Below are 19,493 nucleotides of genomic sequence, written 5' to 3' on the forward strand. Positions count from 1 at the left end.
AGTACATCGACCGCAAGAAGAAGGCCACCGTGGCCAACACCGCCATCGCCCGCGAGCTCGCCGGCTGGTGCTGGTCACTGGCCCTGCTCGAGGACTAACGCCACGGCCTCTTCGCCGGCCACGGTCGCTGATGGCAGCGCGAGGAGCCAACCCGCGAAGCTACTATGAGCAGCTCCCACTGAAGGGCCACGCTCGTTTCTAGCCAGCGGAACACTCCTGCCGAAACGCCCGTCCTGCGGTAACCAACCCGCGCATATCAGTCTGACCGCGCGTCGCCAACGACACGCTGATCAACGACCACGCCGACGAAGACGAGGCGCCCGCCTGGACCTCTCCAGACGGGCGCCTCACCCTGCTCTTGACAGGAGGTCACTCCATATCAGTAGCCGCGCATGCCGCGGGTCCTCGACCCACGTTTCTAGATTGGGGGAGTTCCGGGTGCGCGCTACCGCTTCACCCAGGGCCCGAAGGTTCGGCGATCCACGGCCCAGTCCACGGTGTCCGCGCTCTCGTCCTTGAACTGCACGGCGACCCGAACTCTCCCTGGGTTCTCGAGGCAGCGTCGCGGGATTCGGATCGACACGGGCTCGTCGGTGAAGATGTCGGCGCGAAGTCGTATCCCACGACACTGAACGAGAGATCGACGATCACTGAAGGAACGCACGAGTCTTAGCACTTCGTCGAAGTCCGTGTTGGCGCGGAATGCGACGTAGTAGTCCGGCTGGGGTCCGTGTCCGGCGTCGATCCAGAAGGCATAGAGCTGTCCGGTTGCGAGCGGAACGGCTGATCGGACGCGCACCGTCACCGAGTCCCGATGGACGACCCGTACGCGGGAGATGTCCACGAAGGTCGAGTCTCCGACGGGGTCATCGAACACCTTGGCGTCCGCCATCGCCGGCGCAGGAGCCATTGCAAGAATCAGGCCCAGCGTCCACACGGACAATCCTCGGATTGACCACCTGGTTGCGAGCATGCGCATCCCCCGTTCACGACGACGACCTCTGTCGGCCTCATCGTCGGATGTTTCAAGGCCCCTCACAAGGCCGCACCCCCACCCAACGCAAGGCGAGCATGTTCAGCTCCCGCAAAACAGCCCCAAGAGCCCAACGCTCCCGGGTCCGTACTCCCGTTCAACATCGCGTCAAGAGCAAAGGCTCTCTGTTGCATGAGGGATGCGGGTACCGCCTGCCGCGTGCGTCTATCGCCGCCTGTCGGCGTCCCTCCAATATCCGCTTACGCTGATGAGCGGGCGTCGCGCGCTGTTGGTCAGTCGTAGAGGGCACAAGAGAAGGGCCACGCCAGGTTGGACATCTCAGCCGCCGCGAAAACGCACAACTGTCGGGGCGCGGATCACCCACACGTCAAGGTCATGACGCGGGGCGGGGTAGTCCGGGTGAGCCACCACGATGCGCTCTGGTTCGGAGCGCTCCCACTCGTGCTCCCACGACTCAGGCTTTCGAGGTCGAACTCTTCCTCATCCCAGCTCATGCCGACAGAGCGCCATCCAAGCGTGGTCGGACGAGCCTCGGACATGGTCTGAACGCTAGACCACCAGCATTGCTCGTCCGCGAGTTGTGCGTTCGGTTCGCAGCTGGCGATCATCCCGGAACGTTGCCGTCCTCCATGGTTGTTCGCGGCCCGTCGCGGAGGCCCCCGCAACCATCGATGCCTCGACCTCGTACGCTGCCGATGACACCGCCGCGGGGGTAAGTGAGGAGACGCACGTGCTGAGCCAGGAACATTACGAAGGCGTCCGCAGCGACGCGGGCAACCACCGAGACGACGACCCCACAGGGCACGTCGCGGTGCCCGAGCCGCGTTCACCCTCCGCGGCACGGCTTCTGGAGATGACTGCACGCGACACCGACCAGTGGCGCGCCGACGCCCGGGCGGAGGCGACGAACATCGTTGCCGCAGCGCGGGAGGAGGCTGTTGCGTTGGTTCGTTCGGCGGAGCAAGAGGCCGCGAGCATGGTTGAGACCGCCCGACTCGAGGCCGCGCGGACGGTTGATGAAGCTCAAGCAACTGCGGAAATTGTGCGCACTGAGGCGGATAGACAGCGCGCACAAAGTGAGGCGGAGGTCGCTCGACTTCAGCAGGTGGCGGCAGATCACGCGCAGCACCTGCGACAGCACTTGAACGACATGCTCGGGCGACTCGAGTCTGTTCCCGCCCAAACGAAGGATCACGCGGGCGACGACCTCTAGCTCTCGGGTCTGGCTCGGCTCTGCCCTCGGCGCCGGCGCCGACGGCTTGGTGGCCGACCCAGAAGGTGTCGGCGCGGCCGCGTCCCAACCTGCCGGATTGACTGAGCCAGTCCGCCGCCTTGGAGGCATCACCCTCTGCCGCGCTGCAGCCACTCTGCGCCCGGCTCACGGCGGGCCGCGGTGCCTATACTTGACGGACAGTTGATCGAACATGTGTGTGTTAAGAGTCGATCCGTCGACTAGGGTGGCGGTACGCCTCACAGGTCCAGGGCCCTAGGACGCACCGCGAAGTCCGAGCCCTGGCTGGGAGAGGCGAGTTGCGAGGGTGACGTAATAGTCCGGCGAACCGGGCCTCCAGGAGCGACGACCGTTGAGCGGCACGCGTGTGCGTGCCGGGATCGTCGTCGAGAGGAGGCCGCAGGTGACCCACCCCATCCTGACCGCGACCTCGCTCATCGACGAGGCGCTCAAGACCGTCGCCGGCACCAACCCCACCTTCATGCCGACCACCGACAAGGCGGAGGCCCTGAGGGAGCTGGTGCGGATCGAGTCCCGGGTGGCGGAGCTACGGATGCGGATCCTCGCGGACGCTGCGGACCTCGCCGCGGACACCGGGTCGCGGGATGCGGCCGGTTGGTTCGCCGATGCCACGCGCACGAGGTTCGAGGACGCCCGGGCGGACCTGCGCCTCGCGACCGGCCTCGACCGTCGCTGGCGCACGGTGGCCGCGGCGCTGCGCGAGGGACGCGTCAACACCGCCCAGGCACGCGCGATCGTGCAGTGCCTCGACGTCCTTCCCGACGCGGTCCCGCAGGAGGTCCTCGACGCCGCGGAGGCCGCGCTCATCGACCACGCGGCTCGGTTCTCGCCCAAGCAGCTCACTCGGATCGGGCGACACATCCTCACCGTGGTGGCACCGGACCTCGTCGACGAGACCGAGGGCCGCAGGCTGGCCGCCCTCGAGGCCGAGGCACGGCGCCGCACCCGGCTCACCCTTCGCCGCCTGGGCAACGGGACGACCCGGATCTCGGGCATCCTGCCCGACGCCGCCGCGACCCGGCTCGCGACGTACCTCGAGGCCCACGCCAACCCGCGCCGCGACGTCGACCCCTCCGCCGATGACTCGGTCGGAGCAGATGCCCTGGCGCGCCTGCCCTACCCGCGGCGCCTGGGCGAGGCGTTCTGCCAGCTCCTCGAGTGCCTGGACCCCCAGCGGCTCCCGGTCCACGGCGGCGACGCCACGACGATGATCATCACGATCCCCTTCGCGACCCTGACCTCCGAGCTGGGCGCCGCCGACATCCTCGGGGCCGGCACGATCCCCAGCGACGCGCACGCAGACCCGTGTGCCGGCGAGACCATGACCGCGGCCCAGGCTCGGCGGCTCGCCTGCACGGCCCGGCTGATGCCTGCCGTGCTGGGTGGCGACTCCGAGATCCTGGACGTCGGCCGCGCCCAGCGGTTGTTCACCGCCGCGCAGCGCCGGGCCCTCCTGCTCCGCGACCGCACCTGCCGCGCCGAGGGCTGCGACATCCCCGGCACCTGGGCCGAGGCCCACCACTGGATCTCCTGGCTCGAGGGCGGTCCCACCGACCTCGACAACGGCGTGCTGCTCTGCTCGCACCACCACCACCGGGCGCACGAGCCCGACCACACCGTGGAGCGGCTGGCCAGCGGCGACGTGAGGTTCGCCAGACGGACGTAGGCCGATCGCCGGCACTCGGTCATCCGGCCGATCCGTGTGACACGCGGCGGGCACTACCGTGCACGCGTGCCCACCCGCCTCCGGTCGCTCCTCCGCTCGATCTGGACCCTGCCCGCGCCCGCGGACGCCCGGCCCGCGGGTCGGCTCGACTACGCGTTCGTCGCGGTCACGGCCGTGGCCGCGGTCGTGGAGGTGGCCTTCCTGCGTCCCGAGATGGGCTCGCGCTTGCTGACCCTGGCGACGTTCCTGGTCTGGCTGCCGACCCTGCTCGTACGCCGCACCAACCCCACCCTGACGGTCGCGGTCTTCGCGGGCGTGATGCTGGTGCTGGGGGTCGCGGCGAGCACGACCGACCTGCGCCAGCCCGACGACCTCAACACGGCCGTCGTGGCCCTGCTGATCCCCTACTCACTCGCACGCTGGGCCTCCGGACGAGCCGCGTTCACCGGTCTGTGCCTGTTCCTCCTGGTGGCCGGCAGCTCCCTGGTGTCCCAGGACCTGGCTCCAGGGGACCGAGTCGGTGGGGCCGCCGTGGTCGTGGCTGCCACTGCGATGGGCGCCGTGCTCCGCTCGCGGGCCATGCTGCGCACGCGCCAGCTCGACGACGTACGGCAGCTGGAGCGGGAGAGCCTGGCCCGCGACCTGCACGACACGGTCGCCCACCACCTCACCGCCATCGCCATCACAGCGCAGGCCGGCCTCGCGGTCGCCGACGACCGACCCGACGCGGCACGGGACGCCCTGCGGCGCATTGACGACGAGGCCACCCGCACGCTGGCCGAGACGCGCAAGGTGCTGCGCATGTTGCGGACGGAGGCCGCGGAAGGCGGCGAAGCACCCGACCGGCCGCTCGACGACCTCGCGGGACTGGCGTCGGACGAGGGCCGACCTCGCGTCGAGGTGCACCTCGACGACGGCCTGGAGCTCTCCCCCACGGTCGCCGCCGCCGTGCACCGCATCGCGCAGGAGGCGGTGGCGAACGCCCGCCGCCACGGAGTGGGCACCACTCTCGTACGCGTGGCGGTGAATAAGAACCACTCCGACATCGTGCTCACCGTCACCGACGACGGTCGCCCCAGCACGAGGTCCGGCCAGGGTTTCGGCATCCTCGGCATGACCGAGCGGGCAGAGCTGCTGGGCGGCCGACTGGAAGCAGGTCCGGCGACCGGCGGTTGGCAGGTCACCGCGGTCCTGCCGGTCGGCACCGAGGGGGTCGGACGATGACGCTGCGGGTGCTCGTCGCCGACGACCAGGAGATCGTCCGCACGGGCCTGGCGATGATCCTCGGCGCCCAGGAGGGCATCGAGGTCGTGGCCACCGCCGTCGACGGGCAGGACGCCGTCGAGCAGGCGCGGCTGCTGCGCCCGGACGTGTGCCTGCTCGACATCCGGATGCCGCGGATGAACGGCATCGAGGCGACCCGCGCGCTGGCCGGACCCGAGGTGGCCGACCCGATGGCGGTCGTGGTGGTGACCACCTTCGACCTCGACGAGTACGTCTACGGCGCGCTGCAGGCCGGCGCCCGGGGCTTCCTGCTCAAGGACTGCGGGCCACAGCTGCTCACGCACGCGGTCCGGGCAGCGGCGGACGGGGGGTCGCTCATCGCCCCCAGCGTCACGACCCGGCTGCTCAGGACCTTCGCCGACCGCGACACCCCGCCCCAGCCCATCTCACCGCTGACCGAGCGCGAGGAGCAGGTGCTGGTCGCCGTCGCGCGCGGACTCACCAACCACGAGGTCGCGGCCGAGCTCTACATCTCGCTCAGCACGGTCAAGACCCACGTCGGCGCGCTGATGGCCAAGCTCGGCGTCCGCAACCGGGTCGAGCTCGCGCTCTGGGCCTATCAGACCCGACGCCTCGACTGACGGGTCTGGCTGCGGCGCACCAGCCACTCGGCGACCGCCAGGTTGATCACCCAGGCGGCCCCCATGCCGGTCGCCTTCAACGAGCCGCCCGGCTGGTCGGCGCCCTGCCCATCTGAGAGCAGCACCATCGGGCCGAGGACCAGCGCCTGCGTGCCGGCGCCCTGGGCGACGGCGTACGCCCTCGCCATCCACCGCTGGTGGGTGCGGACGTCGCGGCGCAGGATCGCGACGAGTCCCAGCACCAGGCCGGCGACCATCAGCGAGCCGAAGAGCAGGCGCAGCCAGACGAGCGCGGTGTTGTCGTAGACCGGGACGTCGGAGAACACCGCCATCCACATGCCGCTCAACGCGGCGGCGAGGCCCGCCGGCACGAGGACGCGGCCGGCGAGGCGGTGCCACCGCGGCCGGCGGCGGCGCAGGGACGGCATGAACTGGAAGGCGCCGAGGACGCAGAAGGTCGTCGCGCCGACGATGTGCACGATGATCGGGACGGGCAGGTCGAAGAAGCGTGCGTTCTCCTCGGTCCGCCCCGACGAGAGGTCGACGAGGCGCGCCGCGCCCGCGAGTGCGGGCACCAGCGCGAGCGCGATCAGGCTCGCCGGGATCCACCAGTCACGTCGGACCCCGGTCGGCGCGGTCGGTCGGGTCGCGGTCGTCGTCATGGTCACGAGCCTCGCCGCGCACGACGTACGCCGCATCGGCCCGGAGGCCGAACCGGGTCAGCCGATCGGCCGAGTCACGCGGCCGAGGTGACGGGTCAGCACACCCGGTGCATCCAGCCGAAGGTGTCGTCGGTGCGGCCGAACTGCATGCCCACCAGCGAGTCGCGGATCCGCATGGTGAGCTCGGTGCTCGACGGTGCGGCGGTCACCCCCTGAGGCGAGCGCAGCTCACCGACCGGCGTGACGACGGCAGCGGTGCCGCAGGCGAAGATCTCGGTGATCTCTCCAGAGGCGACGCCGTCGCGCCACTCGTCGATGGAGAACTTGCGCTCCTCGACCGCGTGGCCGAGCTTGCCGGCCAGCTCGATGATCGAGGCGCGGGTGATGCCTTCCAGGATCGTGCCGGTCTCGGGGGTGACGATGTGGCCGTCGCGGTGGACGAAGAAGAGGTTCATCCCGCCGAGCTCCTCGATGTAGCGGAACTCCTGGTCGTCGAGGAACACGACCTGGTCGCACCCCTGCTCGATCGCCTCGCGCTGGGCCGCCAGCGACGCGGCGTAGTTACCGCCCGTCTTGGCGGCGCCCATGCCCCCGCGGCCGGCGCGGGTGAAGGTCTCGGAGAGCCAGAGGTTGACCGGCTTGATGCCGCCCTTGAAGTAGGCGCCGGCCGGCGAGGCGATCACCATGAAGGTGACGTGCTGCGACGGGCGCACGCCGAGGAAGGTCTCGGAGGCGAACATGAAGGGCCGAAGGTAGAGCGCCTTCTCCCCGCCCCCCGAGGCGGCGTTGTCGGGCACCCACCGCTGGTCGGCCTCGACGAGCGCGTCCACGTAGGCGACGAAGTCGTCGACCGGCAGCTCGGGGAACGCCAGCCGCTCGGAGGAGCGCACCATCCGCGCGGCGTTCTGCTCCGGACGGAAGGTCCAGATCGACCCGTCGTCGTGGCGGTAGGCCTTCATCCCCTCGAAGGTCTCCTGCGCGTAGTGCAGCACGGCCGTCGCGGGATCGAGCGTCAGCGGGCCGTAGGGCGTGATCCGTGCGGCGTGCCAGCCGGCGTCGGGCGTCCACTCGACCGTGAGCATGTGGTCGGTGAAGTGCTGACCGAAGCCGGGGTTGGCGAGGATCTCGGCGAGCCGGGCGTCGTCGACGGGCGTGGGGTTGGCGGTGGTGCTGATCTGCATGGGGTCAACTTACTCAGAGGCGGGCAGCGATCGCGTCCCCGACCTCGCTCGTACGACGACTCGTGCCCGGCGCGCGCTCGCTGAGGTCGGCCAGCACGGCCGCCTCGACGGCGGCCGCCGCGTCGGCGTGGCCGAGGTGGTCGAGGAGGAGCGCGCCGGAGAGGATCGCCGCGGTCGGGTCGGCCTTCTGCTGCCCGGCGATGTCGGGGGCGGAGCCGTGCACGGGCTCGAACATGGAGGGGGCCGTCCGGTCGGGGTTCACGTTGCCGGAGGCCGCCAGCCCGATGCCGCCGGTGATGGCGGCGGCGAGGTCGGTGATGATGTCGCCGAACAGGTTGTCGGTGACGATCACGTCGAAGCGGGCGGGGTCGGTGACCATGAAGATCATCGCGGCGTCGATGTGGATGTAGTCGGTCGTGACCTCGGGGAACTCCGCTCCGACCGACTCGAAGAGGCGCCACCACAGCGAGCCGGCGTTGGTCAGCACGTTGGTCTTGTGGACCAGGGTCAGCCGCTTGCGCGGCCGCTTCTCGGCGCGGGCGAAGGCGTCGCGGATCACCCGCTCGACGCCGTACGCGGTGTTGACCGAGACCTCGGTGGCGATCTCGGCGGGAGTGCCGACGCGGAGGGCACCGCCGTTGCCCGTGTAGGGGCCTTCGGTGCCCTCGCGCACGACGACGAAGTCGATCTCGCCGGGCTGGGCCAGGGGTGAGGCCGTGCCCGGGAAGAGCCGCGAGGGACGCAGGTTGACGTAGTGGTCGAGCTCGAAGCGCAGCCGCAGCAGCAGCCCGCGCTCGAGGATGCCCGGCGGCAGGTTGGGGTCGTTGGGCTTGCCTCCGACAGCTCCCAGCAGGATCGCGTCGTGCTCGCGGATCTCCGCGAGCACCGAGTCGGGCAGCACCTCGCCGGTGGCGAGGTAACGCTCGGCGCCGAGGTCGTAGCGCGTCGACTCGAACTTCACCGGGGAGGCGACCTCGAGGACCTTCAAGGCCTCGGCGGTCACCTCCGGACCGATCCCGTCACCGGGGATGACGGCGAGGGTCGGGTGGGTGGCGGACGGGGTCTGCTGGCTGTCGGGCATGCGTCGGAATCTAGTTGTCGTCGGGGCGCGCGGCGCCGTTGTCTCGCAGGTCAAGCGCCGTCTGGAGCGCCATAGCGGTGTTCTCCGCGCTGCGGGGGTTCTCGGGATCGTGGGCCGCGGGGCCCCATGCGTCGGGATACAGGTCGTACATGGTTCTCACTCCTGGAGGGGTAGTGAGCTCGAAGCCACCGACACCGCGGCGGGTGAGGGAGCGGGAGTGCGGGGATCGCCCGGGGCCCGGCTGCCGGCCGGCCTGCGTTCTCGAAGGAACTGGGGAGCGGGTCACGCGTCCATGGGGCCGGACCCGCCGCAGAGGCGGCGGCTTCGAACTCGACTGAGTCGACCCTTCCTGGATCAGGAAGGGAGAAGGCCGGGCGGCGGAACCTCGTCAACGCCGAACACCGCGACGAGGTGGCCTTCTGTCAGGCCCCGCCGCGGCGATCGATAAGTACGAACACGCTCCGCATGATGAGGAGACTGTACGACCGGTGGGCGGACGTGTGCATCCGGTTTGCGAAACGTGTCAGATCGTGAGATGCCGGACCGCCCCCTGAGACCTCGGTCGATTGGTGACACACTCGGCGATCTCATGTCTGCCCCTCCCGAACTTCCCGACGTCGTCTCCCGCGCCTTCGACGTGTGCCGCCAGGCCGGCTACGTCGCCTTCTGCCGCAACGAGACGGGCCGGCTGCTGGCGACCCTCGCCGCGACCCGCGGGGGCACGATGGCGGAGTTCGGCACCGGCTGCGGCGTGGGCACCGCCTGGCTGCGCAGCGGCGTACGCAACGGCGCGCGGATCCTGACCGCCGAGCTCGACGAGTCGCTGGCCGGCGCGGCGGCGAAGATCTTCGAGGACGACGCCGAGGTCGAGGTGCTGGCGGCGGACTGGAACGTCCTGCGGGACCACGGCCCCTTCTCCCTGCTCTTCCTCGACTCCGGCTCGCCGTCGGAGGTGGGCGTGGACGCCGTGGTCGACCTCGTCGAGCCCGGCGGGATCGTCGTGCTCGACGACTTCGCGCCCTGCGCGTCGTGGCCGCCGATCACCTACGGCCGCGTCGACACCCTGCGCGAGCAGTGGCTCACCGATGACCGCTTCACCGCCGTCGAGGTCATGGTGGCAGCCGACGCGTCGGCCGTGATCGCGACGCGTCGCTGACCACCTGCCCATGACCTCGCTGGCGGTCGCCGCCCCCAACCCGGCCGCGGCCAACGCCGCCGAGGACGTCGCACGGTCCGGCGGCTCCGCCGTCGACGCGGCCATCGCGGCAGCCCTGGTCGCGATGGTCAACGAGGTCGGGCTCGTCTCGCTGAGCTCGGGCGGCTTCGTCGGCGTCCAGCCCGCGACCGGAGCCGCCTACACCGTCGACGGCTGGGTCGACCGGCCCGGCCTCGGTCGGACCGGCGACGAGCCGGTGGAGACCTGGGACGTGTCGACGGCGTACGGCGGCGGCGTCACGATCACGATCGGCCCGGGCTCGGTGGCCACGCACGGGTCGCTCGCCGCGTTCGGGGAGGCCCACGCGCGCGACGGCCGGCTCGCGTGGCGCGAGCTGGTGGCCCCGGCCATCGACGTGGCTCGCGGCGGGTTCCGGCTCGGCTCCGCGTCGCGCTACTACCTGCGCTACGTCCACGAGAGCGTCTTCGGGTGGGACCCCGAGAGCCACCGCGCGCTGCACGACGCGCACGGACGGCTCACCGAGGAGCGCGTGGTCGTCGCCGACCTCGCCGCCACGCTCGAGCACATCGCGGCCGTCGGACCTCGCGCGCTGCACGAGGGCGACCTGGCCCGGCTGATCGCCACGGACCTGCAGGAGCGCGGCGGGTTGCTCGGCGCGGCCGACCTCGCGGCGTACACACCGGTCGTCCGCCCGCCCCTGACCACCCGGGTCGGGCGCTGGAGGCTGGCCACCACCCCACCCCCGTCGGTCGGCGGCGTGGTGGTCGCCTCGATGCTCCGCCTGCTCGACGGCCACCCGCTCGCGGGCTGGGACGAGGACGACGTCGAGCACCTGGTGCGGGTGCAGCGGGCCGTCCTCGGGCACCGCCGCGAGGTGCTGGAGACGGCCCACGACCTCGACGCGGCGTCGCGCGCCTGGCTGGACCGGGTCGACGCCGACCACCGCGCGGTGCTCGAGTCGGGGTCGACGGCGCACGTGTCGGTGACCGACGCGGACGGTGCCGCGTGCTCGATCACCGTGTCCTCGGGCTACGGCGCGGGCATGATCGCCGCCGGCACCGGCATCTGGCTCAACAACTGCCTCGGCGAGCCGGAGCTGAACCCTGCCGGTCGCCACGTCCCGGCAGGCTCCCGGCTGCTCTCCAACATGGCGCCCACGGTCGGCCGGCACGACGACGGCTCCACGCTGGCGATCGGGTCTCCGGGCGCCGACCGGATCACCACCGCGATCGTGTCGGCGCTCGCCGGCTTCGTCAGCGGCGGGCTCGACCTGGCCGCCGCGGTCGCCCATCCCCGGGTCCACGTCCACGGCGCGGGGCTGCCCGACGAGGAGGTGCGGGCCGAGGAGGAGCTGTCGATGTACTTCGGCGGGGTCGGTGCCACGCTCACGCGGGGCGACGGCGGCCTCGAGGCCGTCGCCGACCCGCGGCGCGAGGGTGTCGCGCGGGTCGTCGACGGCGTACGCCCTCGCGACGACCCCGCTGCTTGAATGGCGGGCATGGGGGAGATGGCGGATGCGCTGCTCACGGTCCGCGGGATCACCCGTCGCTTCGCCGACCGGACGATCCTGTCCGAGGTCGACCTCGACGTCGGCGCGGGTGAGGCGGTCGGGGTGGTCGGGCCCAACGGCAGCGGCAAGTCGACCCTGCTGCGGTGCATCGTGGGTGTCGACGAGGCCGACGAGGGCACCGCGACGCTGGTCGGGCGGGTGCTCGATGAGCGGGTCCCCGAGATCCGCCGCGACCTGGCCGTCGTCATGGACGACCTCGACTTCTTCCCCGACCTCTCGGTCGTCGAGCACCTCGACCTGGTGGCGCGGGCGCACGCCCAGCCCGACGCCGAGGAGATCGTCAACACGGTGCTCGCCGAGGTCGGCCTGATGGAGGTCTCGGGACAGCTGCCCTCGACGCTCTCGTCCGGCCAGCGGCGCCGCCTGGCCCTCGCCAGCGCGTTCGTCCGGCCGCGACGCCTGCTCGTCCTCGACGAGCCGGAGCAGCGCCTCGACGTCGACGGGGTGCAGTGGCTCGGCCACAAGCTCGTCGCGGAGAAGTCTGCGGGGCGCGCGATCCTGCTGGTCAGCCACGACCCGGACCTGGTCGCGCTCGTCTGCGACCGCGTGGTGCGGCTCGGACCGGCCCCGGACCCCGACCATGAGTGACCTCGCCGCCCAGGTGCCCACCGCCCGCGAGGTGCGCGGCGAGATCCGCGAGTGGCGCCGCGGGCGAGCGGAGCTGAAGTGGGGCGAGCTCCTCTCGGACGCCTACGTCGCGCTCTTCTGCGTCGCGATGGTCGCGGCGATGGCCGGCAACGTCGTCCTCTCGCTGCGTCGCCTCGCCGACGACGCGTGCGTCGGCGCCTGCAGCGAGGTGCGTTCGGCGGCACCCTGGCTCGCGGCCCTCGCGGTGGCCCTGCTGGCCCTCGGCCTGGCCCGGCTGCTCGGCCCGGTCTTCAGCCCGCCGGCCGCCAACGGCTGGCTGCTGAGCACCCCCGTGGACCGCGGTGCCCTGCTGCGCCCGGGGTGGTCGCGCACGACCGTCCTCACGCTGGTCGGCGCGATCGTCCTGCTGCTGGCGCCGGCCGCGCTCGGCGGCTTCGACCTCGCCGCAGGAGCGGTCTTCGTGGCGGCCGGCGGCGCCGCCGCGGTCGCCTGCGTGGGCGTGGCCGCGCTGTCGCAGGTGCACGAGAAGCCGGTCGCCCGGTGGCTCAGCTGGGTGCTCACCGCAGCGCTCTGGTTGCTCCTGAGTCTCTCGGCGACCCAGCAGCTGGGCGGGATGCCAGGCGTGCCGTCCGGCGTCGGCTCGGCGCTGGCCGTCCTCACGGTCCTCGGCGCCGGCACCCTCGTCTGGCGCACCCGCACGGCCGTGGGCAGGGTCACCCGACGGGTCCTCGGCTACACCGAGAACCTCTCCCCCAGCCTCTCGGGCGCCCTGTCCTCCGTCGACCTGGGACTCATGTACGACGTGCTGCTCGCGCGCCGGTGGGGCCGCGGCGCCCACGTCCGCACCCGCACCGGAGGCCCGCTCGGCTGGTGGGCGCTCGTGCACCGCGACGCCCTGCGCGCGCTCCGCACCCCCCAGCCGTACGTCGTCCTGGCCGGCCTCGTCCTCGTGCCGTACGCCGCCGCCGAGGCGGGCGCCGGCCGCGCGGTCGTGCTGGCCACGACCCTCGCCGGGCTGTTCGGCGGGCCGGCCATGTGCTCCGGGCTGCGCGTCGTCGTCCGCACCAAGAGCCTGGCCCGGATGCTGCCGATGAGCCGGGCGTCGATGCTCGGCGCCCACCTGGTCGTGCCCGGCACCGCCTTGGTGCTCTTCGCACTCGCGACGACGTGGACGCTGCTGCCCACCCATCCGCCGGACGAGGCGTTCACCGCGGCGCTCTCGTGCGGCCTGTCGAGCCTGGCGGCCACGGTGCGCTGGGTGACGGGGAAGCCGCCCAACTACGCCGCGCCGATGGTGAGCACGCCGGCGGGCGGCGTGCCCAGCGGGGTCTTCTCCAGCGTGTTCCGCGGGTTCGACGTCTGGGCGCTGACCGCCCTGCCGCTGATGTTCGGGCCGGTCGGCGTGCTGGTCTCGACGGCGATCAGCCTCGCCGTGATCTCCTACCTGGTCTCGGACTCGGCAGGCTGAGACCGGGGAGCCATCAGGTCGACGGTGAACCACGGCAGCATCAGCTGCGTCAGCGGACCGATCGCCAGTGCGTAGACCACCGTGCCGACTCCGAGCACGCCGCCGAGGAGCAGCCCGATCACGACGACGGCGACCTCCAGGCCGGTGCGCACCAGCCGCAGCGAGAGCCCGGTGCGGCGGACGAGACCGGTCATCAGGCCGTCGCGCGGCCCGCGGCCGAGCTGGGCGCCGATGTAGAGCGCGCTGGCCAGGCCGCAGAGCGCGACCCCGCCGAGCATCAGGGCGATCCTGGCGACCATCGCGTCGGGGCGGTCCAGCGCGGCCAGCGTGGCGTCGGCGGACAGGCCCACCACGATCGCGTTGCTGATCGTGCCGAGGCCGGGCATCTCCCTGAGCGGGATCCACAGCACCAGCACCACGAAGCTGAAGAGCACGACCGCCTGGCCGAGGGTCATCGGCACGTGGCGGATGAAGCCGGAGTGCAGGACGTCCCAGGGTGCGAGCCCGAGCGCCCCGCGCACCATCATCGCCAGCGAGACGCCGTAGAGCACGAGCCCGAGGTAGAGCTGGGGCAGACGCCGGGCGAGTCGACCGGCACGCAGCTGGGCGATCGGGCCGAGGTCGACGAGGACGCCGCGGGGTGCGTGGACGGTGCCGGCCGGGCCGGTGGGGCCGGTGGGGCCGGTCGGCCCGGTCGGGAGGTCGCAGGGGGTGGTGCTCATGCCCCCATCCTCCGGTCGATTGGCCTTGTCGGACATAGCCAATCGTGGAACAGTGGCCTGCATGAGCCGCATCGTCAGCGCCCAGCGCATGGCCACCCTGGTCGGGGACTTCCCGCGCTCCCCCGCCTACCTCGGTCTCGCCGAGAGCCTGCGGGTGCTGATCGGCGACGGCAGGGTCGGCCTCGGCGTACGCCTCCCGAGCGAGCGCGAGCTGACCGGCGTGCTCGACGTCTCGCGCACCACCGTGACCCGGGCCTACGAGGTGCTGCGCGAGTCCGGGTACGCCGAGGCGCGGCGGGGGTCGGGCACGTTCACCACCGTCCCCGGCGGTCAGCGCCGGGCGCACGACCGGGCGCTCCTCCCCGGCCTCGGCGGCGAGGACGTCATCGACCTCAACTGCGCCGCCCACTCCGCACCGCCCGGCCTCGTCGAGGCCTACCAACGCGCCACCGAGGAGCTGCCCGCCTACCTCAGCGGACCGGGCTACTTCCCGCTGGGTGTGCCGGCGCTCCAGGCCCGCATCGCGGCGGCGTACGACGCCCGGGGGCTGCCCACGGTGCCGGAGCAGGTGATGGTGACGGCCGGTGCCCTCGCGGCCGCGTCCGTGGTGGCGCGGGCCTTCACCGCCCCGGGCGACCGTGTCGTCGTGGAGTCCCCGACGTATCCCAACTCGACCCAGGCGGTCCGCCACGCGGGTGCCCGCCTGGTCCCGGCGACCGTCGACCCCGACGGCTGGGACCTCGACGCGCTGGGCGCGACGCTGCGCCAGTCCAACCCGCGGCTGGCCTACCTGATCCCCGACTTCCAGAACCCCACCGGTCACCTGATGTCCGACGCCCAACGTGAGGCGCTGGCCGCAGCGCTGGCCCGCACGCGCACGATCGCCGTCGCCGACGAGGCCCACCAGGCCCTCGCCCTGCGGCCGGGGCTCGCCGCGGCGATGCCGCGCCCGCTGGCGTCGTACGCCGACCACGCGATCACGATCGGCAGCGCCAGCAAGTCCTACTGGGGCGGCCTGCGGCTCGGGTGGGTGCGCGCCCCGCTGGCCGAGATGGACCGGCTGATCCATGCGCGCATCGGGATGGACCTCGGCGCGCCGGTCTTCGAGCAGCTCGTGCTGGCCGACCTGATGGACCGCGCCGACGAGGTGCTCCCGGTGCACCGCGCGCGGTTGCTGGCCGGTCGCGACGCGCTCGTCGCCGCCGTCCGCGAGCACCTGCCGACGTGGCGGTTCCGCGTGCCCGACGGCGGGCTGGCGCTGTGGTGCGAGCTGCCCGACGCCCTCGGCACCGCCACCACGGTCGAGGCCGAACGACGCGGCGTGGTGGTCGCCCCGGGTCCGGTCTTCGCCGTCGAGGGCGGGCTCGACCGTCACGTGCGGATCCCGTGGACCGCCTCGCCCGAGGACCTCACCGAGGCCGTCCGACGCCTCGCCTCAGCCTGGGACCACGTGTCCTCCGACGCCGCCCGGCCGTCGACGCGGCGCGCCGCCGGCCGCGTCATGGTCGCCTGAGCGTCGAGCTCCCAGTCCGGCAGCGTGGTGCGGCCGCCGCCGTTCGCCGTGCGCGGGATCAGGACAGGTCGACGGCCCGCACCGAGACGGCCTGCATCGCCTTCTCGATCTGGGCGAGCGTCTCGGCCGGGATGGCCGAGTCCACGCTCAACGCGACCAGCGCCGCGCCGCCCTTGTCCTGGCGCGAGACCTGCATCCCGGCGATGTTGACCGCGGCGTCGCCGAGGATGCCGCCGACGGTGCCGACCATGCCCGGGCGGTCCTCGTAGGTGAGGAAGGCCAGGTGCGTGGTGGGCTCGATGTCGACGTCGAAGCCGTTGACCTCGACCAGGCGCTCCTTCTGGGCGAGCCCGACGAGCGTGCCGGACACGGAGACTTGGGTGCCGTCGGCGAGGGTGCCGCGCAGCGTGATCAGGTTGCGGTGGTCGGGGCTCTCGGGATCGGTCACCAGGCGCACCTCGGTGCCGCGCTCGGCCGCCAGCAGCGGCGCGTTGACGTAGGACACCTGCTCCTCGACGATGTCGGCGAAGACGCCCTTGAGGGCCGCCAGCTCGAGCACCTTGACGTCGTACTCGGTGATCTCGCCGCGCACCTCCACGTCGAGCTGCTGGGCCACCTCGCCGGCGAGCGCGGTGAAGACGCGGCCGAGCTTCTCGGTGAGCGGGATGCCGGGACGTACGTCCTCGGCGATGACGCCGCCCTGCACGTTGACCGCGTCGGGGACGAGCTCGCCGCTCAGCGCCAGGCGCACCGACCGGGCGACGGAGACCCCGGCCTTCTCCTGGGCCTCGTCGGTCGAGGCGCCCAGGTGGGGCGTGGCCACGACGTTGTCGAGCTCGAAGAGCGGGCTGTCGGTGCACGGCTCGCTGGCGAACACGTCGAGGCCGGCGGCGGCGATCTGGCCGTTCTTGAGGGCGTCGTAGAGCGCGGCCTCGTCGACGATGCCACCGCGGGCCGCGTTGACGAGCACCAGGCTGTCCTTGGCCGCGCCGAGCTGGTCGGCGCCGATGAGGCCCACCGTCTCAGGGGTCTTGGGCAGGTGGACGCTCATGAAGTCCGACTCCGCGAGCAGGGTGTCGAGGTCGACGAGGCGCACGCCCATCTGGGCGGCGCGGCCGGCCTGGACGTAGGGGTCGAACGCGATGACCTTCATGCCGAAGGCGCTCAGCCGCTGCGCGACGAGCACGCCGATGCGACCCAGCCCGACGATGCCGACGGTCTTCTCGTAGAGCTCGATGCCGGTGTACTTCGAGCGCTTCCACTCCCCGTTGCGCAGCGCGGCGTGGGCGGGGCTGATGTGGCGGGCCGCGGCCAGCATGAGGGCGACCGCGAGCTCGGCGGCGCTGACGATGTTGGAGGTGGGGGCGTTGACGACCATGACGCCGGCCTGGGTGGCGGCCTTCACGTCGACGTTGTCGAGGCCGACACCCGCCCGCGCGACCACCTTGAGCCTGGCGGCGGCGGCGAGCGCCTCGCCGTCCACCTTGGTGGCGGACCGGACCAGGATCGCGTCGACGTCGGCGATCGCGGGCAGCAGCTCGGCGCGGTCGGCGCCGTTGCAGTGGCGGATCTCGAAGTCGGGGCCGAGCGCCTCGATGGTGGCGGGGCTCAGCTCTTCGGCGATGAGCACGACGGGCCGAGCGTGCGTGGGGAGTGCGGGTGCGTTCACAGCGAAGGTCCTCAGGGATCAAGGGTGGGTCCGGGACTGCACGACGCTGTGCGCGGCCCACACTACCCGCGAGCCGGCGAGGCCCCGCAACCGTCCCACTCCTCAGGTCTCGGCACTGTCGGAGGGTCTTCCTACGATGGCCCGATGGGTGTGATGGACGACGCCGAGCGGCTCGAGCCGACGACGCTCGAGGAGTGGCGTACGTGGCTGGGCGAGCACCACACGCAGCCGCAGGGGGTCTGGCTCGTCGCGGCGCGCAAGGCCGTCGACCGGGCCTTCTCCTACGATGAGTCGGTCCTGGAGGCGCTGCGGGTCGGGTGGGTCGACTCGACCGTGAGGCCGGTCGACGAGGCCCGGTCGATGATGTGGTTCGCCCCGCGCCGCAAGGGCAGCATCTGGACCCGCATCAACAAGGGCCGGGTCGCGCGCCTCGAGGAGGCCGGACTGATGGAGCCTGCCGGCGCGGCGGCGGTCGCGGTCGCCAAGGAGAGCGGCATGTGGACCCTGATGGACGCCGTCGAGGACTGCCTCGTGCCGGACGACCTCGCCACGGCGTTCGACCGGCATCCGGGGTCGCGCGAGCACTGGGAGTCGTGGTCGCCGTCGGCGCAGAAGCTGATCCTGTCGTGGATCGTGCTGGCCAAGCGACCGGAGACCCGGGCCGCACGCGTGGAGACGACGGCCGAGAAGGCCGCGCGCGGGGAGAAGTCCCAGTAGGGCGCTAGATCGCGCAGCCGTCGGGGCCGCACTCCTCGCCGCCGCCCACCATCTCGATGCTCGGGTGGGCGTCGGACCACGCGCGCTCGAGCACCTGCGTGAAGGCCTCGGTCGGCTGCGCCCCGGAGACGCCGTACTTCTGGTCGATGACGAAGAACGGCACCCCGGTGGCGCCGTAGGCCTGCGCCTGCTCGATGTCGGCGTGGACGTCGGCCTCGAACTCGCGGGAGCCCAGGACCTCGTCGACGCGTCCGGCGTCGAGCCCGGCACCGACGGCGACCTCACGGAGCACGGTGTGGTCGGCGACGTTGCGTGCCTCGGTGAAGTACGCCGCCAGCAGCGCCTCCTTGACCTGCCCCTGCAGGTCGGTGCCGCCCTGCTCGTGGGCGAGGTGGATCAGCCGGTGGGCGTCGACGGTGTTGAGGTGGAGGGTGTCGGAGAGCCGGTAGATCAGCCCCACCTCGGCCGCGATGGCCTCGACCCGGTCCTGCATCTGCTTCGCGCCGTCGACCGACTGGCCGTACTTGCGGGCGATCATCTCGGCCGCGCGCTCGGTCGGCTCGGTGGGCGCGCCCGGGTCGAGCTGGTAGGAGCGCCAGTGCACCTCGACCTCCTCGGCATGGGCGAACTCGGCCAGGGCACTCTCGATGCGGCGCTTGCCGATGTAGCACCACGGGCAGACGACGTCGGACCAGATCTCGATCTTCACGCGAGCCCCAACAGCAGGCCCGCCCTGCGTGTTCCCGCTGGGGCCGCGGACACAGGACCCCAGACCTCGGTGGCGTCGGCGCGACCTCGGCGTGCGCGCGCAGGTCCATCGTGCGGCGCTCGCTCCCCTCACGCCTCCTGGCGGGCGACCGTACGACGCCGGAGCAGGTAGCCGCCGACGAGACCGATCACCAGCGCGGCGAGGACGCCGATGTTGGCGAAGGCCCACGCGCCGTCCTTGCCGCCGAGCCCGAGGGGGCCGAGGAGGTAGCCCTGCCAGTTGTTCCACGACGCGTCGTCGGCGAAGGCGTTGACCACCAAGCCCCAGCCGACGAGCGAGGCCACCACCATCGTGCCGATCGCGGCCGGGTCAAAGGAGCCGTAGCGGCCCGAGGCGTCGAAGAGGGCCTCCTCGTCGTAGTCGCGCTTGCGCAGCGCGAGGTCGGCGATCATGATCCCCGCCCAGGCCGCCAGCGGGACGCCGAGCGTGATGAGGAAGCTCTGGAACGGGTCGAGGAAGCTCCGTGCGACGAACACGACGTAGATCGTGCCGAGGGTCAAGATGACGCCGTCGACGAACGCGGCGGCGGGCCGGGAGATCTTGACGCCCAGACTCAGCAGGGTCAGGCCCGAGGAGTAGATGCCCAGGACGGCGCCGCT

19 protein-coding genes are annotated in these 19,493 nt (G+C 72.1%); 10 read left to right on the forward strand and 9 right to left on the reverse strand.

What is annotated here, in order from left to right; genetic code table 11:
- Positions 1–445 precede the first annotated feature (445 nt).
- The gene (locus JWN97_RS04000; protein WP_297618648.1) at positions 446–937 is read right to left on the reverse strand and encodes a hypothetical protein; all 492 of its coding nucleotides are present in this window, start codon (positions 935–937) and stop codon (positions 446–448) included.
- A 787-nt stretch (positions 938–1,724) separates the two neighbouring features.
- Between JWN97_RS04000 and JWN97_RS04005 the strand changes: the two genes are divergently transcribed.
- The 4 genes from JWN97_RS04005 to JWN97_RS04020 all read left to right on the forward strand — a co-directional run bounded on the left by JWN97_RS04005 (position 1,725) and on the right by JWN97_RS04020 (position 5,777).
- Complete coding sequence (locus tag JWN97_RS04005; protein WP_297618651.1) at positions 1,725–2,207, forward strand: hypothetical protein; 483 nt, start codon at positions 1,725–1,727, stop codon at positions 2,205–2,207.
- A 421-nt stretch (positions 2,208–2,628) separates the two neighbouring features.
- On the forward strand, positions 2,629–3,912 hold the full coding sequence (locus tag JWN97_RS04010; RefSeq protein WP_297618654.1) for an HNH endonuclease signature motif containing protein: 1,284 nt from the start codon (positions 2,629–2,631) through the stop codon (positions 3,910–3,912).
- Between the two features lie 66 nt (positions 3,913–3,978).
- Positions 3,979–5,136 (forward strand): histidine kinase, encoded by a 1,158-nt coding sequence (locus JWN97_RS04015; protein ID WP_297618657.1) that lies wholly within the window; start codon positions 3,979–3,981, stop codon positions 5,134–5,136.
- A complete protein-coding gene (locus JWN97_RS04020; RefSeq protein ID WP_297618661.1) occupies positions 5,133–5,777 on the forward strand; it encodes a response regulator transcription factor in 645 nt (214 codons plus the stop codon). Before JWN97_RS04015 ends, JWN97_RS04020 begins: the two co-directional genes overlap by 4 nt.
- On the opposite strand, the gene JWN97_RS04025 is transcribed toward JWN97_RS04020, so the two are convergent.
- From JWN97_RS04025 to JWN97_RS04040, 4 genes are all read right to left on the reverse strand, one after another.
- Positions 5,756–6,439 carry a DUF2306 domain-containing protein gene (locus JWN97_RS04025; protein ID WP_297618664.1) on the reverse strand — a complete coding sequence of 228 codons (684 nt, stop codon included), beginning with the start codon at positions 6,437–6,439 and terminating at the stop codon, positions 5,756–5,758. The genes JWN97_RS04020 and JWN97_RS04025 overlap by 22 nt on opposite strands.
- Positions 6,440–6,534: 95 nt before the next feature.
- The gene (locus tag JWN97_RS04030) at positions 6,535–7,620 is read right to left on the reverse strand and encodes a branched-chain amino acid aminotransferase (protein ID WP_297618667.1); all 1,086 of its coding nucleotides are present in this window, start codon (positions 7,618–7,620) and stop codon (positions 6,535–6,537) included.
- Between the two features lie 13 nt (positions 7,621–7,633).
- Positions 7,634–8,701, reverse strand: coding sequence for a 3-isopropylmalate dehydrogenase (locus JWN97_RS04035; RefSeq protein ID WP_297618670.1), 1,068 nt, complete (start codon positions 8,699–8,701; stop codon positions 7,634–7,636).
- A gap of 10 nt (positions 8,702–8,711) precedes the next feature.
- Complete coding sequence (locus tag JWN97_RS04040) at positions 8,712–8,852, reverse strand: hypothetical protein (RefSeq protein WP_297618673.1); 141 nt, start codon at positions 8,850–8,852, stop codon at positions 8,712–8,714.
- 438 nt (positions 8,853–9,290) lie between these two features.
- Between JWN97_RS04040 and JWN97_RS04045 the strand changes: the two genes are divergently transcribed.
- From JWN97_RS04045 to JWN97_RS04060, 4 genes are read left to right on the forward strand one after another with little or no spacing between them, the layout of a single operon-like run.
- Entirely contained in the window at positions 9,291–9,857 is a 567-nt protein-coding gene (locus JWN97_RS04045; RefSeq protein WP_297618676.1) for a class I SAM-dependent methyltransferase, read from the forward strand.
- A gap of 10 nt (positions 9,858–9,867) precedes the next feature.
- Entirely contained in the window at positions 9,868–11,367 is a 1,500-nt protein-coding gene (locus JWN97_RS04050) for a gamma-glutamyltransferase (protein ID WP_297618678.1), read from the forward strand.
- Positions 11,368–12,036, forward strand: a complete 669-nt coding sequence (locus JWN97_RS04055) for an ABC transporter ATP-binding protein (protein WP_297618687.1) — start codon at positions 11,368–11,370, stop codon at positions 12,034–12,036. It abuts the gene before it with no gap.
- A complete protein-coding gene (locus JWN97_RS04060; protein WP_297618690.1) occupies positions 12,029–13,504 on the forward strand; it encodes a DUF6297 family protein in 1,476 nt (491 codons plus the stop codon). Before JWN97_RS04055 ends, JWN97_RS04060 begins: the two co-directional genes overlap by 8 nt.
- On the opposite strand, the gene JWN97_RS04065 is transcribed toward JWN97_RS04060, so the two are convergent.
- A complete protein-coding gene (locus JWN97_RS04065) occupies positions 13,477–14,226 on the reverse strand; it encodes a hypothetical protein (RefSeq protein WP_297618693.1) in 750 nt (249 codons plus the stop codon). The two genes, JWN97_RS04060 and JWN97_RS04065, sit on opposite strands and share 28 nt — an antisense overlap.
- A 61-nt stretch (positions 14,227–14,287) precedes the next feature.
- On the opposite strand from JWN97_RS04065, the gene JWN97_RS04070 reads away from it, so the two are divergent.
- Positions 14,288–15,739: a PLP-dependent aminotransferase family protein gene (locus tag JWN97_RS04070; protein ID WP_297618696.1), complete on the forward strand. Its 1,452-nt coding sequence runs from the start codon at positions 14,288–14,290 to the stop codon at positions 15,737–15,739.
- A 58-nt stretch (positions 15,740–15,797) separates the two neighbouring features.
- Here JWN97_RS04070 and serA read toward each other — a convergent pair whose 3' ends face one another.
- A complete protein-coding gene (serA, locus tag JWN97_RS04075; protein ID WP_297618699.1) occupies positions 15,798–17,408 on the reverse strand; it encodes a phosphoglycerate dehydrogenase in 1,611 nt (536 codons plus the stop codon).
- A gap of 144 nt (positions 17,409–17,552) precedes the next feature.
- Between serA and JWN97_RS04080 the strand changes: the two genes are divergently transcribed.
- Entirely contained in the window at positions 17,553–18,125 is a 573-nt protein-coding gene (locus JWN97_RS04080) for a YdeI/OmpD-associated family protein (protein WP_297618702.1), read from the forward strand.
- Between the two features lie 4 nt (positions 18,126–18,129).
- Here JWN97_RS04080 and JWN97_RS04085 read toward each other — a convergent pair whose 3' ends face one another.
- Positions 18,130–18,834: a DsbA family oxidoreductase gene (locus JWN97_RS04085; RefSeq protein WP_297618705.1), complete on the reverse strand. Its 705-nt coding sequence runs from the start codon at positions 18,832–18,834 to the stop codon at positions 18,130–18,132.
- Positions 18,835–18,962: 128 nt separating this feature from the next.
- Positions 18,963–19,493: cytosine permease (locus tag JWN97_RS04090; protein ID WP_297618708.1), on the reverse strand; the 531-nt coding region annotated here is incomplete at its 5' end.

This window comes from Nocardioides sp. (genome assembly GCF_025965415.1).
In the GTDB taxonomy this organism is placed as follows: domain Bacteria; phylum Actinomycetota; class Actinomycetes; order Propionibacteriales; family Nocardioidaceae; genus Nocardioides.